This is a genomic window from Halorubrum salsamenti (assembly GCF_007671685.1).
GTDB lineage: Archaea > Halobacteriota > Halobacteria > Halobacteriales > Haloferacaceae > Halorubrum > Halorubrum salsamenti.
In genome coordinates, this window is the sequence record NZ_VCNL01000002.1 from 800,287 (window position 1) to 813,654 (window position 13,368).

At 70.8% G+C, this 13,368-nt stretch carries 13 protein-coding genes; 5 read left to right on the forward strand and 8 right to left on the reverse strand.

Translation table 11 applies throughout. The features are described from left to right. Window positions 1-92: 92 nt before the first annotated feature. Complete coding sequence (fer, locus tag FGL94_RS08595) at window positions 93-749, forward strand: ferredoxin Fer (RefSeq protein ID WP_144923451.1); 657 nt, start codon at window positions 93-95, stop codon at window positions 747-749. Window positions 750-799: 50 nt separating this feature from the next. Here the strand turns inward: fer and FGL94_RS08600 are convergent, their stop codons facing one another. Beyond that, window positions 800-2,971 carry an OB-fold nucleic acid binding domain-containing protein gene (locus tag FGL94_RS08600; protein ID WP_144923454.1) on the reverse strand — a complete coding sequence of 724 codons (2,172 nt, stop codon included), beginning with the start codon at window positions 2,969-2,971 and terminating at the stop codon, window positions 800-802. A 122-nt stretch (window positions 2,972-3,093) separates the two neighbouring features. Next, window positions 3,094-3,708, reverse strand: coding sequence for a YIP1 family protein (locus FGL94_RS08605; protein ID WP_144923458.1), 615 nt, complete (start codon window positions 3,706-3,708; stop codon window positions 3,094-3,096). A gap of 140 nt (window positions 3,709-3,848) precedes the next feature. On the opposite strand from FGL94_RS08605, the gene FGL94_RS08610 reads away from it, so the two are divergent. After that, on the forward strand, window positions 3,849-4,304 hold the full coding sequence (locus FGL94_RS08610) for a type IV pilin (protein ID WP_144923462.1): 456 nt from the start codon (window positions 3,849-3,851) through the stop codon (window positions 4,302-4,304). A gap of 34 nt (window positions 4,305-4,338) precedes the next feature. On the opposite strand, the gene FGL94_RS08615 is transcribed toward FGL94_RS08610, so the two are convergent. After that, window positions 4,339-5,472, reverse strand: coding sequence for a Gfo/Idh/MocA family protein (locus FGL94_RS08615; RefSeq protein WP_144923465.1), 1,134 nt, complete (start codon window positions 5,470-5,472; stop codon window positions 4,339-4,341). A 16-nt stretch (window positions 5,473-5,488) separates the two neighbouring features. Then, window positions 5,489-6,460 (reverse strand): sugar phosphate isomerase/epimerase family protein, encoded by a 972-nt coding sequence (locus tag FGL94_RS08620; RefSeq protein WP_144923468.1) that lies wholly within the window; start codon window positions 6,458-6,460, stop codon window positions 5,489-5,491. Between the two features lie 174 nt (window positions 6,461-6,634). Here FGL94_RS08620 and FGL94_RS08625 point away from each other — a divergent pair, with 174 nt between their 5' ends. Then, window positions 6,635-7,513 carry a PspA/IM30 family protein gene (locus FGL94_RS08625; RefSeq protein ID WP_144923772.1) on the forward strand — a complete coding sequence of 293 codons (879 nt, stop codon included), beginning with the start codon at window positions 6,635-6,637 and terminating at the stop codon, window positions 7,511-7,513. A 57-nt stretch (window positions 7,514-7,570) separates the two neighbouring features. On the opposite strand, the gene FGL94_RS08630 is transcribed toward FGL94_RS08625, so the two are convergent. The 4 genes from FGL94_RS08630 to FGL94_RS08645 form a co-directional block, all read right to left on the reverse strand. After that, the gene (locus tag FGL94_RS08630; RefSeq protein ID WP_144923470.1) at window positions 7,571-8,617 is read right to left on the reverse strand and encodes a dipeptide epimerase; all 1,047 of its coding nucleotides are present in this window, start codon (window positions 8,615-8,617) and stop codon (window positions 7,571-7,573) included. Next, a complete protein-coding gene (locus FGL94_RS08635) occupies window positions 8,614-9,705 on the reverse strand; it encodes a DUF1611 domain-containing protein (protein WP_144923473.1) in 1,092 nt (363 codons plus the stop codon). Before FGL94_RS08635 ends, FGL94_RS08630 begins: the two co-directional genes overlap by 4 nt. Window positions 9,706-9,812: 107 nt before the next feature. Next, window positions 9,813-10,706: a bifunctional methylenetetrahydrofolate dehydrogenase/methenyltetrahydrofolate cyclohydrolase gene (locus tag FGL94_RS08640; protein WP_144923476.1), complete on the reverse strand. Its 894-nt coding sequence runs from the start codon at window positions 10,704-10,706 to the stop codon at window positions 9,813-9,815. A gap of 107 nt (window positions 10,707-10,813) precedes the next feature. Beyond that, a complete protein-coding gene (locus FGL94_RS08645) occupies window positions 10,814-11,578 on the reverse strand; it encodes an aldo/keto reductase (RefSeq protein WP_144923479.1) in 765 nt (254 codons plus the stop codon). Between the two features lie 174 nt (window positions 11,579-11,752). Here FGL94_RS08645 and FGL94_RS08650 point away from each other — a divergent pair, with 174 nt between their 5' ends. Further along, complete coding sequence (locus FGL94_RS08650) at window positions 11,753-12,346, forward strand: hypothetical protein (RefSeq protein WP_144923483.1); 594 nt, start codon at window positions 11,753-11,755, stop codon at window positions 12,344-12,346. Between the two features lie 184 nt (window positions 12,347-12,530). Beyond that, window positions 12,531-13,349, forward strand: coding sequence for a hypothetical protein (locus FGL94_RS08655; RefSeq protein ID WP_144923486.1), 819 nt, complete (start codon window positions 12,531-12,533; stop codon window positions 13,347-13,349). Window positions 13,350-13,368: the final 19 nt, after the last annotated feature.

A 13,368-nucleotide genomic window follows, 5' to 3' on the forward strand; every position in this document is an offset into this window, starting at 1 on the left:
CCGTCGTCGCCGCGGCTCTTAAAGGATCGATTCCGCCGCCTGCCGGCTTGTGGGGCGTTTATGTGTCTGAGCCGACTACGTTCGGTAACCGAATGGTCTCGCCGTTCGATGTGTTGAACGTCGACGAGGACGCCGACGACGACGCCATCGAGCGGGCCTACCGCGACCGCGTGAAGGAGGCCCACCCGGACCAGGGCGGGACCGTCGAGGAGTTCCAGCTCGTCAGGCGCGCCTACCGCGAGCTCGACGAGCGCGACCGGAACGGCGGGACCGAAGAGGGGGTCGATCCCGCCGACATCGACCTCACCGACGACGAGGGCGAGGCCGACGCGGTGCAGCCGGTCCGCGTCGAGTTCCTCGACTACGAGGCGATCGACGACTACGGGTGGTCGCTCGACGACGACGACCTGTTCCGGAAGGCGTCGCACGCCGACCTCGACGAGTCGGCGCACGGACGACTGCTGGTCCAGCCCGACGAGAGCCTACTGGAGGCGGCCGAGAACCGCGGATTCGCGTGGCCGTTCTCCTGTCGCGGCGGCGCGTGCGCCAACTGCGCCGTCTACCTCGTGGAGGGAGAACTGTCGCAGCCGACCGACCACATCATGCCCGAGGAGCTGGCGGAGCGGGGGTTCCGGCTCTCCTGTAACGGCTACCCCGTGAGCGACGAGCTGAAAGTCGTGTTCAACGTCAAACACCTCGCGGAACTCGACGACCTCATCCTCCCGCCGGGGCCGTTCACCCGGCGGTGACACCGGGGCGACCCCGCCGACACCGGGTCTCGCCGGCGCCTGAGACGCCTTTAGAACGACTCGGCGACGGCCGCGACGACCGCGTCCTCGACCGCGTCGCGCTCGCCGGAGAGGAACTCGATCTTGCCCTCGCGGAGGCCCGCGGTGGCGACGTCGGCGTTGGGCGCCAGTTCGGCCGCGCGCTCGGCCACGTCGCGGACGGAGACGTCCGCCGTCGTCCGGACGTACAGCTCGTCGGTGCCGATACCGACCGTCGCGTACGCCTCGCCGTTGGCGTTCCGGCGGTGGAGGTCGTCGAGCAGGAGCGGCGTCGGCGGGAAGTCGTAGCGGTGGGTGTAGCCGTCGGTGTCGAGGACGGCGAACTCGACGCCGTCGACCGCCTCGGTGACGACGTTCTCCGTCGCGGTCTGAATCTCCGTCTCCAGCTTCTCGCGGAACTGCTCGGAGACGTGGGCCGCCAGGTTGCCGCCGTCCTCGAAGAGGAGGTCGGCGACGAGTTCGCGCTTGTCCTGGTACGACTGGTAGTACGCCTCCAGGGCGATCGCCTCGCGGAGTTCCGCGACGCGCTCGGCGTCGTAGCCCGCGTCGCGGGCGAGTTCGACGTAGCGGTCGGGCGTCTCCGCCCAGTAGCTCACCGCCGGCAGGTGCCGGAGGTCCGCGCGGACCTCGTCGTTGACCGCGGAGGCCAGCGAGGCGACGAGCGCGCCGGTCGAGAGGTCGGCGTCGACGCCGTCGATCTGCGGCGAGACGAGGGTGTCGACGGCCTCGCGCGTCTCGGGGTCGGCGACCTCGGCGTCGACCACGACCGCGTCGACGCCGTAGACGGACAGCAGGTCGATCCCGTCGGCGGACTCGACCGTTGAACCGGTTCCGACGAGCAGGAACAGGGGGAGCTGCTCGTCGTGCCGGTCGCGGTCCTGCAGCATGCGAGTCGCGTCGTTCGTCGCCGCGTCCATCCCGTAGACGGGGTCGTCGAGCGGCCGGCGGGTGAAGTAGTGGTACTCGGCGTCGCTTTTCGCGTGCTCGTCGCGGATCAGCGGGAGCACGGCGCGCTCGACCGCGGCGCCGGCGACGTAGCCGTCGGCGGTGGCCGGGTGGCGCACGACGATCGGGCGCGATTCGAGGACGGCTCGGCGGATCGCCTCCGCGGCGTCGAGCAGCCCGTCGGCGAGCTCCGCCACGGCTTCGTCGCCCGCGAGCGGCTGGAGCCCCTCCGGACGGGCCTCGGCGGTGAGCGCCTCGGCGAGCCGGCGGCGGACGGCCTCGGACTCCTCGCCCTCTAAGAGGACGAGCGCCTCGGACTCGACCTGCACGTCGCCGCGGTGGCTCTCGACCTCGCCGTCGATCCGCACCGCGTCGCCGACTTCGACGTCGGGGTACGCGCGGACGCCCGGCTCGACGAACGCGGCCACGTCGACGACGCCCGTCTCGTCGCGGACCTCGAAGACGGTCGGGCCGCCGGTCTGTCGGACGCTGACGACCTCGCCGTCGATCCGCACCGCGTCGCCGACGGCGTCCGCGAGGGTGCCGATCCCGACGCGCTCTCGGTCGTCGTCGAGATCGTCTTCGTCGTCTTCGACGGTCTCGTCGGCGTCGACTTCTCCTTCGTCAGGCCCGTTACCGTCGTCGGCCTCATCGGCCTCGGCGTCCGCCTCCTCGGTGACCTCGTCGGGCTCGGTGACCTCGTCGGGCTCGGTCGGTTCGTCGGGCTCGGTGGCCTCGGCCACCTCGTCGACGGCGACCGACTCGTCGTCGCTCTCCTCCGCCGGTTCGTCGTCGCTCGCGTCGGATTCGCCCGGCGCCGCGTCAGTTCCGGCGTCCGACTCCTCGTCGTCTTCTTCGGGGAGGTGTTCGGTATCGCCGTCCTGCACGAGCACGCCGCGGAACTCGCGGTCGGCCTGCCGGATCGACCACGCGAGATCGATGTTCCCGTTGTCGCGAACGCCTTTCACCTGCACGAACACCTCGTCGCCCGGCTCCCAGTCGAGGCTGTCGAGCCGTCGATCGAGTTCCGACCGGTGGAGGAGTCCGGTCACGCCCGGTGCGAGGTCGATGAACACGCCGAACTCGGCGTAGCCGTCGACGACGCCGCGGTAGAACCGGTTCGATACGAGCTGATCCGGGGAGTCGCCTCGGAAGTCGAACACGACATCTTCTTGGTGTGGATCGCAGATGCGACCGCCACCGTCGACGTCAACGCCACAAATGATACAGGATCCCATTTGAATACACCGAGAGTCTCGGGCTTAAAACGGTTGTCGAAAGCCTCGCGGGAGCGAACGGCCGAATACGGTGTCTCGGCGGGCACCTCCGGTGACCCCCCAGAACGTCCCCCCTCAGAGCGTCACCCGATCAGGGACCGGACCGCGGCGACGACGCGGTAGCCGACGCCGTACCCGAGAAGGGCGGGCGGAACTCCCGCGACGAGCGTGCGAAGCGGGGTCATCCCGTGGACGGCGCGGAACCCGATCAGCAGCAGCACCGCCGCGTAGGCGCCGCAGACGGCTCGCAGTTCCGGGATCGGCGGACCGGCCAGCGCCATCGGCGAGCTGGCGTACGCGACCGCCTGCACCGTCTCGCTCACGCCGCCCCGGTCGCGCAGCGCGAACCCCCCGTCGTACTCGACGCTGGCGAGGATCACCGACAGCGTCGCGACCGCCGCGGTCAGGTGGAGACCCACCGGCGCGACCAACACGACCACGAGGAGAAACAGGATCGCCGCGGAGACGGGCACGGACACGACGATTCCGGGGACTACACCCGGATCCGCGACGAGCCAACCGAGCGTGTAGGCGGCGGCGACGGCGACGGCGAACGTCAGCGCCGGAGCCTGATCGCCGGGCGCCACGCCGTTCGTGAACAGCCGGCGCGGCCGGACGAGGGCCTCGACCCACGCCCGAGCGAGCGCGCGCCCCCCGCGGGCCCTCCCACCCTTCGGATCCTCGATCCACGATGTCACGGGCGCGCTTCGGGCGGGTGGAATAACGGGGTTCCGGTTCGCGCCGGCCCGGTCGGAACGACCCCGGAGTGCTCCGTCGTTATCTCGTCTGATAGCCGGCGCGCAAAGTCTTATACCGACCCTTGCGGAGGGTAGCCCGAATGCGCGCGTTCCGGAACGACGAACGGGGATTCACCCCGATAGCCGGCTCGGGGATGCTCGTCGGCATCGTCGTGGTGCTGTTGGCGCTCGTCGGCGCCGCGGTGTTCGGGCTGATCGACGGCGTCGCGCCGCCGGACGCGGAGTTCGAGGTCGAGCCGGACGGCACCGACCTCGTGGTCGTCGCGGCCGGTCCCGAGCCGGTTCCGGCCGAGGAGCTGTACGTCCGCGGCGAGGACCCCGACGAGGAGGTCCAGTTCGGCGCCTGGCCCGGCGACGGCGTCGTGCGGCCGGGGGATCGGGTGACCGTGCCCAACGCCACCGGAAACGAGGACTTCGAGGTCGTCTGGGAGCCGGTCGCCTTCGACACGCACGAGACGCTCGGCACCTACGAGGGCGAGGACTCGGCGATCGAGGGCAGCGCCGGGCGGGATCCGCTCGGCGCGACCGGCGTCTGACTCGGCGCGACCGGCGTGTAACGATCTCTTCGGGCTACTCCACCGACACCCACTCGCCGCGCTCGTCGGCGCGTTCGATCGCGTCGAGGAGCGACTGTACCGCGTACCCCTGTTCGAACGACGGCTCGAACTCGCCGCCCTCGGCGACCGCGGAGAGGAACTCGTAGCTCTCGTGGACGAAGGTGTGCTCCCACCCGATGACGTGGCCCGGCGGCCACCAGTGGTCGACGTACGGGTCGGTCTCGTCGGTGACGAGCACAGTCTGGTACCCGCGGTCGCCCTCGCGGAGCACCGCCAGTTCGTTGAGTCGCTCCAGGGAGAACTTCAGGCTCCCCTTCGAGCCGTGCACCTCGATCGCGTGGTCGTTCTTGTGGCCGTCCGCGAAGCGGGTCGCCTCGAAGCTCCCCATCGCGCCCGACTCGTAAGCGATCTGGGCGGTGTAGGCGTCGTCGACGGTCACGTCGCGGTACGCCTCGATGTCGCCCGCCTCGTCGTAGACGGGGCGCTCGTCGACGAACGTCTGCAGGTGGCCCGAGACGCGGTCGATCCCGCCGACCGCGTCGCCGACGAGGAAGTCCGCGAGGTCGAGCGTGTGCGCGCCGAGGTCGCCGAGCGCGCCGGATCCCGCCATGTCGGCGTCCAGCCGCCACGCCCACGGCGCCTCGGGGTCGACGAGCCAGTCCTGCAGGTACCGTCCGCGGACCTGTCGGATCTCGCCGAGTTCGCCGTCCTCGATCAGCCCCTTCGCGTACCGGATCGCGGGGACGAACCGGTAGTTGAACGCGGTGCCCGCGGGCACGTCGGCGTCGGCCGCGGCGTCGCGCATCGCCGCCGCCTCGTCGAGGGTCGGCGCGAGCGGCTTCTCACAGAGGACGGGGACGCCGGCTTCGAGGGCCGCGATCGACGGCTCCGCGTGGACGTGGTTCGGCCCGAGGTTGTAGAAGGCGTCCACCTCGTCGACGGCCGCCTCCCAGTCGGTCGCGGTGTGCGAGAACCCGAACCGCTCCGCGGCGTCCGCGAGGGCCTCCTCGTCGCGCCCCACGAGGGTGTGCCGCTCGACGTCGGGCGCGTCCGGGAAGAACATCGACAGCCGCGCGAGCGCGTTCGCGTGCGCCTTGCCCATGAACCGATACCCCAACACGCCGATCTGCAGTGGTTCCTGTGTCATTGGATTGCCCTCCGTCTCACTCCGCCCAGTAGGCGTCGCCCGGCCGCGTCTCGAAGACGGCGCGGTCGAGCACGTCGACCGCCTTCTCTAACCCCTCTCGCGAGGAGGTGAGCGAGTCCTCGTGTTCGATCGACAGCGCGCCCTCGTAGCCGACCATCCGGAGCGTCGAGACCACGTCCTTCCAGTGGCTCTCGTCGTGCCCGTACCCGATCGAGCGGAACAGCCACGAGCGGTCGGACTCCTCGGTGTATCCCGTCGTGTCGAGCACGCCCTTCACGCGCGCGTTCGCGTCGTAGACCTTCGTGTCCTTGGCGTGGACGTGGTGGATCGCGTCGCGTGCGCCCAGAAATCGGACGGCCTCGGTCACGTCGATCCCCTGCCAGTAGAGGTGCGAGGGGTCGAAGTTGGCGCCGATCCGCTCGTTGGTCGCCTCCCGGAGCGCGAGCATCCCGGTCGGCTCGTAGACGAGCATGTTCGGGTGCATCTCGATGGCGACGTCGACGCCGTGATGCTCGGCGTGTTTCGCCAGGTCCTCCCAGTACGGAATCGCGACCTCGTCCCACTGGTAGTCGAGCGCGTCGGCGTGCTCGGTCGGCCACGGCGCCGTGATCCAGTTCGGCGTCGAGTCGCCCGGCGCGCCGCCGGGAAGCCCGGAGAAGCAGGTGACCGTGCCGACGTCCAACTGATCGGCCAGCTCGATCGCCTCGCGGAGCTCTCGGTCGGCCCCCGCGGCACGCTCCTCGTCCGGATGCAGGGGGTTGTTGTGGGTCGCGAGCGCGGAGATCCGGAGGCCGTGTTCGTCGATCAGCTCCGCGAGTTCCGCCCGCGCCGCGTCGTCGTCGAGGAGCGCCTCGCGGTCGACGTGGTCCTCTCCGGGCCACCCGCCGACGCCGAGTTCGACGGCGTCGACGCCGATCTCATCGAGGTACGCGACCGCGTCGTCGATCGATTCGCCGCCCAAGGGAACGGTGAGCACGCCGATGTCCATGTGGAAGAATAGTACAACACACCGAATAAATCTTCAGGAAGCGGCGCCCGGGTCGTCGGGGTTCGGATTTTCGGTAGCCGCGCGACGGCCGGACGACGGCTTCTCTCCCCGTTTTGCCCCGAGAAGGGCCGCGAACCACATGAGGTTTTAACGGGTGGAGCGCGTATGACGGATATGGGAATCCTCTCGCGCGCCTCCTACGTCATCCGCTCGAAGGTGAACGCCCTCCTCAACCGGGCGGAGGATCCGACGGAGTCGCTCGACTACTCGTACGAACAGATGCGCGACGAGCTACAGGACGTGAAACAGGGAATCGCCGACCTGACGACCCAGAAGAAGCGGCTGGAGATCCAGAAGCGAAAGCTGGAGGAGAACGTCGAGAAGCACAACCGGCAGGCCCGCGAGGCGGTCCAGCAGGACCGCGACGACCTCGCGCGGAAGGCCCTCGAAAAGAAGAAATCGAAGATGGCCCAGATCGAGGAGCTGGAGGGCCAGATAGCCGACTTGAACGACACGCAGGAACAGCTCGTCGAGAAGAAGAACAAGCTCCAGAACCGCATCGAGGAGTTCCGCACGAAGAAGGAGACGATGAAGGCCCGCTACGAGGCCGCGGAGGCGTCCTCGCGCGTCTCGGAGGCGATGACGGGCGTCGGCGACGAGATGGAGGACGTGAGCCGCTCCATCGAGCGCGCCGAGGAGCGCACCGAGGAGATGGAGGCGCGCTCGGAGGCGATGGACGAGCTGGAGGACTCGGGCGCCTTCGAGGACGCGCTCTCGGATAAGGACAGCATCGACCGCGAGCTGGAGAGCCTCTCGACGAACAGCGAGGTCGACGCCGAGCTGGAGACGCTGAAAGGCGAACTCGGGAAGGGCGAGCCCGCGAACGCCGACGCCGAGGCGAGCACCGACGAGGAGATCGACGACGAGCTCGCGGACATCGAATCGGAGATCGACGCGGACGACCTCGAGTCAGATCTCGACGGCGACGCCGACGAGGAGGTCGACGTGGAGCTAGAGGAGTCCGAGGTCGACGCCGACGAGCAGCGGAACTGACGGCGCGAGACGGCGGTCGGTCCCTGCCACGGTCCCGTTCCCGCTCTTGTACTCGCCTTACTCCGACCGCAACCGCGCCCCGGTCCCCGCGCGGTCGCGGTCGCCGAGCCGGATCTCGCCGCCCGCCAGGTCCACGCCGTCGTACGGGTCCTCGGCGAGCAGCAGCGACCCGTCGAGGTCGGCGTAGTCGAGCAGGGGCGCGAGCTGCGCGGCCGCGGCGATCGACGCGTTCGACTCGATCATGCAGCCGCACATCACTTCCAGCCCGTGAGCGCGCGCGGCGGCGATCATCCGCCTCGCCTCCAGCAGGCCGCCGGTCTTCATCAGCTTCAGGTTCGCGATGTCGCAGCGGTCAGCGATCGCGGGGACGTCCGAGAACGTGACGCAGGACTCGTCGGCGGCGATCGGGAGCGCGGACCGCTCGTAGACGAACCGGAGTCCCTCCGGGTCCTCGGCGGGCACCGGCTGCTCGACGAACTCCACGTCGCGGTCGGCGAGCCACTCGCTCTTGTCGACCGCCTCGCGGGGCGTCCACGCCTCGTTGGCGTCGACCCGGAGCCGGGCGTCGGGGGCGGCCTCGCGGACCGCGTCGATCAGCTCGCGGTCACGGTCGGTGCCGAGCTTGATCTTGAGGACCGGGTAGCCCGCCTCGACCGCTTCCTCGGCCTTCTCCCGGACGCGCTCCGTCTCGTCGAGCCCGATCGTGTAGGAGGTCGCGGGCGCGGCCGACGGGTCGAGCCCCCAGAGGCGGTGGAGGGGGACGCCGAGCCGCTTCGCGGCGAGGTCGTGGACCGCGATCGAGACGGCGGCGCGGGCGGCGGGGTTGTCGTTGACGACGGCCGCCAACTCGGCCTCGATCTCGTGGAGCGCGTGGGGGTCGCCGACGCGCTCGACGGCGTCGAGCAGGGACGGGAGCACGGCCTCGACGGTGTCGGCGGTCTCGCCGTAGTGGGCGGAGGGGGCCGCGCCGCCGACGCCGGTCATCCCGGCCTCGTCCGTAATCTCCACGATCACGTTCTCGGCGGCCGTCTGGGTCCCTCTGGCGATCGTGAACGGGTTCTCCAAGGGGAGCGACGCCCGCTCGAAGGTCGCGTCGAGGCTCATTCGCCGGCGGCCCCTCCGTCGGCGGTCGAGGCCCCCTCGCCTAACCCCGCCTCGACGATCCCGTCCACGATCCGGTCGGCGCCGTCCCGGACCGGGTCGGCGGCCGGGACGCCGACCTCGTCGCCGAAGTCGTCGACCGCGTCCGCGGCGGCCGCGTCGTCGTCGACGTCCTTCGTGTTGAGCGCGCCGGCGACGACGCTCGCCTCGTTGACGGGCGCCGCGAGCCCCTCGTAGAGGTCGACGTACTCGGCCAGCGGCGGGAGCGAGAACGACTCGTATCCGTGGACGGCCTCGCGGCCCGCGGCGTGACAGAGCACGAGCCCGTCCGCCATCGACCCGTGGAGGATGCCGCAGGTGACCGCCGAGTAAGCGGGGTGGATAATGCTCCCCTGTCCCTCGACGACGAGGAGGTCGTGGTCGTCGCCGACCTCGACGAGCATGTCCTCGACCGCGCCCGCAGTGAAGTCGGAGACGACGCGGTCGATCGGGTTCCCCCACCCGGCGATCATGATCCCGGTCTGGCCGGTCGGGACGAACGCGGCGTCGATCCCGCGCTCGCGGGCGGCCGCGACGATCTCCAGCGAGGCGGTCATCTTCCCGACCGAGCAGTCGGTGCCGACCGTGCACACCACGTCCGCGTCCACGTCGCCGGAGGCGCCGGTCGCGACCGTGAGACCGTCGTCGGGTTCGCGCACGTCGACGAGTTCGACGCCGTGTTCGGCTGCCAGCGCGGCGAGCTCCTCGTCCTCGTTCAAGAAGTAGTGGAGCCCGCTCACCACGTCGCAGCCGGCCTCGATCGCGGCCTCCACGTCCGACCGCCACGACTCGTCGAAGCCGCCGCCGATCGGCGAGATCCCGATATATAAGGCGTCCACGTCGCCGTCGGCGGCCGCGTACGCCTCGTCGAACGACTCGACGATCGGCGCGTCCGAGATGTCGGGCACGTGGTCGGTGACGCGGTCGCCGGCGCTGTCGCGGTCGAGCACGGCGCGCACGTCCTGGTCGCCGTAGCGCATCACGCCGAGGGCGGTCTTCGCGCGGTCAGGGAACTTCTCGTGGGCGAGGATCACGATTCGGTCGTCGCTCATGGTGAGTCGCTCGCTCCGGGCGGGCTTAAAAGAGTCGAGCCGCGGGCGGGTCGGCGAACCGCGACGGCCCGATCGACGGCTCTGGGACGAGGGAACGCCGGTCCGTCTCAGTCGAGGTCGACCGACACGTCCGACTGCAGTCCGGCCGCCTTCACCGTATTATAAAGGAGCATCGCGCGCGTCATCGGACCGACGCCGCCGGGGACGGGCGTGATCGCGCCCGCGGCCTCCTTCGCAGACTCGTACGCCACGTCGCCGACGAGCTCGTACCCCTTCTCGGTGTCCGCGTCGACGCGGTTGATCCCCACGTCGATCACGGTCGCTCCCTCCTTCAGCGTCGAGCCGTCGATGAACTCCGGAACGCCGACCGCGGCGATCACGATGTCCGCGGTCGACAGTTTGCCTTCCAAGTCCTCAGTCCGCGAGTGACAGACGGTCGTGGTCGCGTTGCCGACCGGCCCCTTCTGGATCAGGAGGTTCGCCATCGGCTTCCCGACGATGTCCGACCGGCCGACGACGACGGCGTCGGCGCCCTCGGTCTCCACGTCGTACGCCGCCAGCAGCTTCTGGACGCCGTGGGGCGTGCAGGGTTTAAACCGGGCGTCGCCGGCGACGAGCCGTCCGACGTTCTCCGGATGGAAGCCGTCAACGTCCTTCTCGGGGGCGATCCGTCGGAGCACGCGCCGCCTGTCGACGTGGTCTGGGACCGGGAGCTGGACCAGAATCCCGTGGACGTCCTCGCGCTCGTTGAGGTCGTCGATGGTCTCGTACAGCTCCTCGGCCGGGGCGTCGGCGTCGATCTCGACGTGGACGCTCTCGATGCCGACCTCCTCGCAGTCGCGCTGTTTCATCGAGACGTACGTCTCGCTCGCGGGGTCGTCGCTCATCAGCACGGTGGCGAGTCCCGGCGTCACGCCCCCCTCTTCAAGCGTCTCGACGTGGGCGGTCACGTCGTCGCGCACGTCGGCGGCGACCGCCTCCCCGTCGATGATCTCGGTCATGTCCGACCGTCGTCGTCGCTGACGTAAAAGTGACGCGGGATCGTGGTCATCGAGGGGTCCTCAGACCGACTTCGATCCTCGTCCGTGGATCGATCGCGGCGGAAACGCTACTCAGGGAACAGCTCCTCCTCGCGATCGACGGCGTCGATGGCGGCGGTCTCCTCGGGCGTCAGGTCGAGGTCAGCGGCCGCCAGGTTCGCCCGGAGGTGCCCCTCGCTCGACGCCTTCGGGATCGCCACGACCGGCTCCTTCGCGGTCGCCCACGCGATGGCGACCGCCTCGGGCGTCGCGTCGTGTGCCTCGGCGACGTCGACCACGGGATCGATCTCGCTCACTCGCCCGCCCGCCAGCGGCGCGTAGGCGACCACGGTGTACCCGTGCTCGCGGGCGTGATCGAGGAGTTTCGGCCGGTAGAACAGGGGATGTAGCTCCGTCTGATGAGCCGCGAGCGGCGCGTCGAGAACGTCGATCGCGCGGTCGAGCTGGTCGGGTTCGAAGTTCGAAACGCCGACGCCCTCAACGAGCCCGTCGTCAACCAGCCGGTCGAGCGCGGGGAGGGTCTCCGCCGGGTCGTACGCGCCGCGCGGGCGGTGGACGTAGAGGAGGTCGATCGTCTCCACGCCGAGCAGGTCGGCGCTCTCGCGGGCGGTCGGGCCCACGTCCGCGGCGCCGAGGTCGTCGATCCACAGCTTCGTGGCGAGCGTGACCGCCTCGCGGTCCGCGTCGCTCGCGGCGAGCCCGTCGCCGACGACGGCCTCGTTGCCGTAGATCCGGGCGGTGTCGAGGTGGCGGTAGCCGAGAGAGAGCGCGGTCGCGATCGTGTCGGGGTCGTCGATCCCCATCGTTCCGAGACCGACCGGCGGAAGGTGCATGCTCGCGTTCGGGACGACCGACGCAAAAACCGATCGGTGAGCCGAGCGACCGTCCGGCGGCCGCGTCGCACCGGGACCGCGTTTTAAATCGAACGCCTGCGAACCGTGAGCGTATCCCTCCATGTCGCCGCCAACCCCCCCGCGGTCGAGCCACGGATCCCCGCCGACGAACCGATGACGAGATCGACGAGCGTCCGCGGAACGTGGTCGTTCGCCACGGCCCGTGGGTCGGTCCGCGTCGCCCCCGCCGAGCTCCGTATCCGCCGCGGCGTCGTCAGAACCGTCGCCGAGGCCGGGAGCGCCCTCGCCGCCGGGCGACTGCCGTCGGCGCTCCGTGACGTTAGCTGGACCGGGGTCGCGGCCGTCACGGCGGTCCTCCCCTCGCTGATAGAGTGGCTCCTCGAGGGCGGCGGCGGGGTGCAGACGACGCTCGGCGCGCTCGGCCTCCTCGCCGCTGTCGGCGGTGTCGCCGCGTCCGTCGCGCGCGGGCGAACGACTGCCGTTCCCCACCGCGACATCGAGCACGTCGCCTTCGACGACGGCGATATCGTGATCGTCCACCGGGAGGGGAGAGGAGCGGATGACGACGAGAGCGAGACGGAGACCGTGCGTCCCCTCGACGACGCGGCGCGCGCCGACGCGGCGCTCGCGCTCCGACTCCGGGGCGTGGAACTCCGCGGTGGGGAGGGCGACGAGGCGGTCTCCCGCACGGTCGTCGACGCCCCGAAGACGGCACTTCCCGCCGAGTCAGAACGGAGCGACGGATAACCGACCTACCGCGAGAACGATGTGAATTTCGGTCGCGTGGGGTTCGGCCGACCTCTCCGTCTGGCGCGCTCGGACCGGTGCCGCGCTCGGACCGGTGCCGCGCTCGGACCGGTGCCGCGCTCGGACCGGTGCCGCGGCAGGAGCGCCGAAAGGACTACGCGCCGCGCGTGAGACGTGGCCGCCGATGCGTTTGCCCTCCGCGCGGACGCTTCTCGCCGGCTTCGCCGGCGGGGTCGTTCACCTGACCGTCGTCGAGGTGCTGTTCCGTCAGACGGCTCACGTCCCCGAAACGCTGTGGCCCCTCGCGTCCCCCGGGAGCGCCCTCGCGCTTTTCGTCGCGGGATCTCTCGTCGCCGCCACGGCCGCCCACACGGGACTGGCGTCGCCGCCGACCGGACTCGCCGCGCTGCTGGGGTGGGCGACGTACCGCGACCTGACGACCCCGGACCCGGCGTGGTCGGAGCTCGGTGAGCGGCTCGTCGTCGACGGCGACGTGTTCCTCACGAGCTACGTCGGCGCGTGGCACGTCTGGCTCGGGCTCCTCGCCGTCGCCGCCGCCGTCGAGTTCGGGCTGCGGCGGGAGTTCGGGGTCGCCGACGGCCGGCTCCGGAACCTCCCGTCACCGAATGAAACCGGTCGCGACGGCGGGGGCGTCACCGGTGGCACCGCCGGCACCGCCGCCGTCGCGGTCGGCGGCGTCTTCGGAGTCGCCGTCGCCGCGCAGGCCGCCGGCGTCGGCGTTAGCCCGGCTGCGGTCCTCCCGGTGGTGGTCGTCACGACGGGCGCGGCCGGCGGGGTTCCGGTCGCGTGCGCGCTCCGCGGGCTCGCGGCGCCCGCGCTGGGGTTCGCCGTGGTCGTCGTGCCGCCGCTCCTCCGGACGACCCTCACCGGCGGCGAGGGAGGGCCGGTCTTCCTGCTGCTTCTGGGGCCGCTCGCGGTCGGGCTCGCGCTCGTCGGGCTGGCGGAGGAGGCGCTCCGGCGGCGGCTTCGAGACCGCGAGTGACCGGCGTGCGGACCGCAGA

Coding starts and splice junctions, on each gene's coding strand:
- fer (WP_144923451.1), top strand. CDS start 93: ATGGTCTCGCCGTTCGATGTGTTGAACGTCGACGAGGACGCCGACGAC.
- FGL94_RS08600 (WP_144923454.1), bottom strand. CDS start 2,971: ATGGGATCCTGTATCATTTGTGGCGTTGACGTCGACGGTGGCGGTCGC.
- FGL94_RS08610 (WP_144923462.1), top strand. CDS start 3,849: ATGCGCGCGTTCCGGAACGACGAACGGGGATTCACCCCGATAGCCGGC.
- FGL94_RS08615 (WP_144923465.1), bottom strand. CDS start 5,472: ATGACACAGGAACCACTGCAGATCGGCGTGTTGGGGTATCGGTTCATG.
- FGL94_RS08620 (WP_144923468.1), bottom strand. CDS start 6,460: ATGGACATCGGCGTGCTCACCGTTCCCTTGGGCGGCGAATCGATCGAC.
- FGL94_RS08625 (WP_144923772.1), top strand. CDS start 6,635: ATGGGAATCCTCTCGCGCGCCTCCTACGTCATCCGCTCGAAGGTGAAC.
- FGL94_RS08630 (WP_144923470.1), bottom strand. CDS start 8,617: ATGAGCCTCGACGCGACCTTCGAGCGGGCGTCGCTCCCCTTGGAGAAC.
- FGL94_RS08635 (WP_144923473.1), bottom strand. CDS start 9,705: ATGAGCGACGACCGAATCGTGATCCTCGCCCACGAGAAGTTCCCTGAC.
- FGL94_RS08640 (WP_144923476.1), bottom strand. CDS start 10,706: ATGACCGAGATCATCGACGGGGAGGCGGTCGCCGCCGACGTGCGCGAC.
- FGL94_RS08645 (WP_144923479.1), bottom strand. CDS start 11,578: ATGCACCTTCCGCCGGTCGGTCTCGGAACGATGGGGATCGACGACCCC.
- FGL94_RS08650 (WP_144923483.1), top strand. CDS start 11,753: ATGACGAGATCGACGAGCGTCCGCGGAACGTGGTCGTTCGCCACGGCC.
- FGL94_RS08655 (WP_144923486.1), top strand. CDS start 12,531: ATGCGTTTGCCCTCCGCGCGGACGCTTCTCGCCGGCTTCGCCGGCGGG.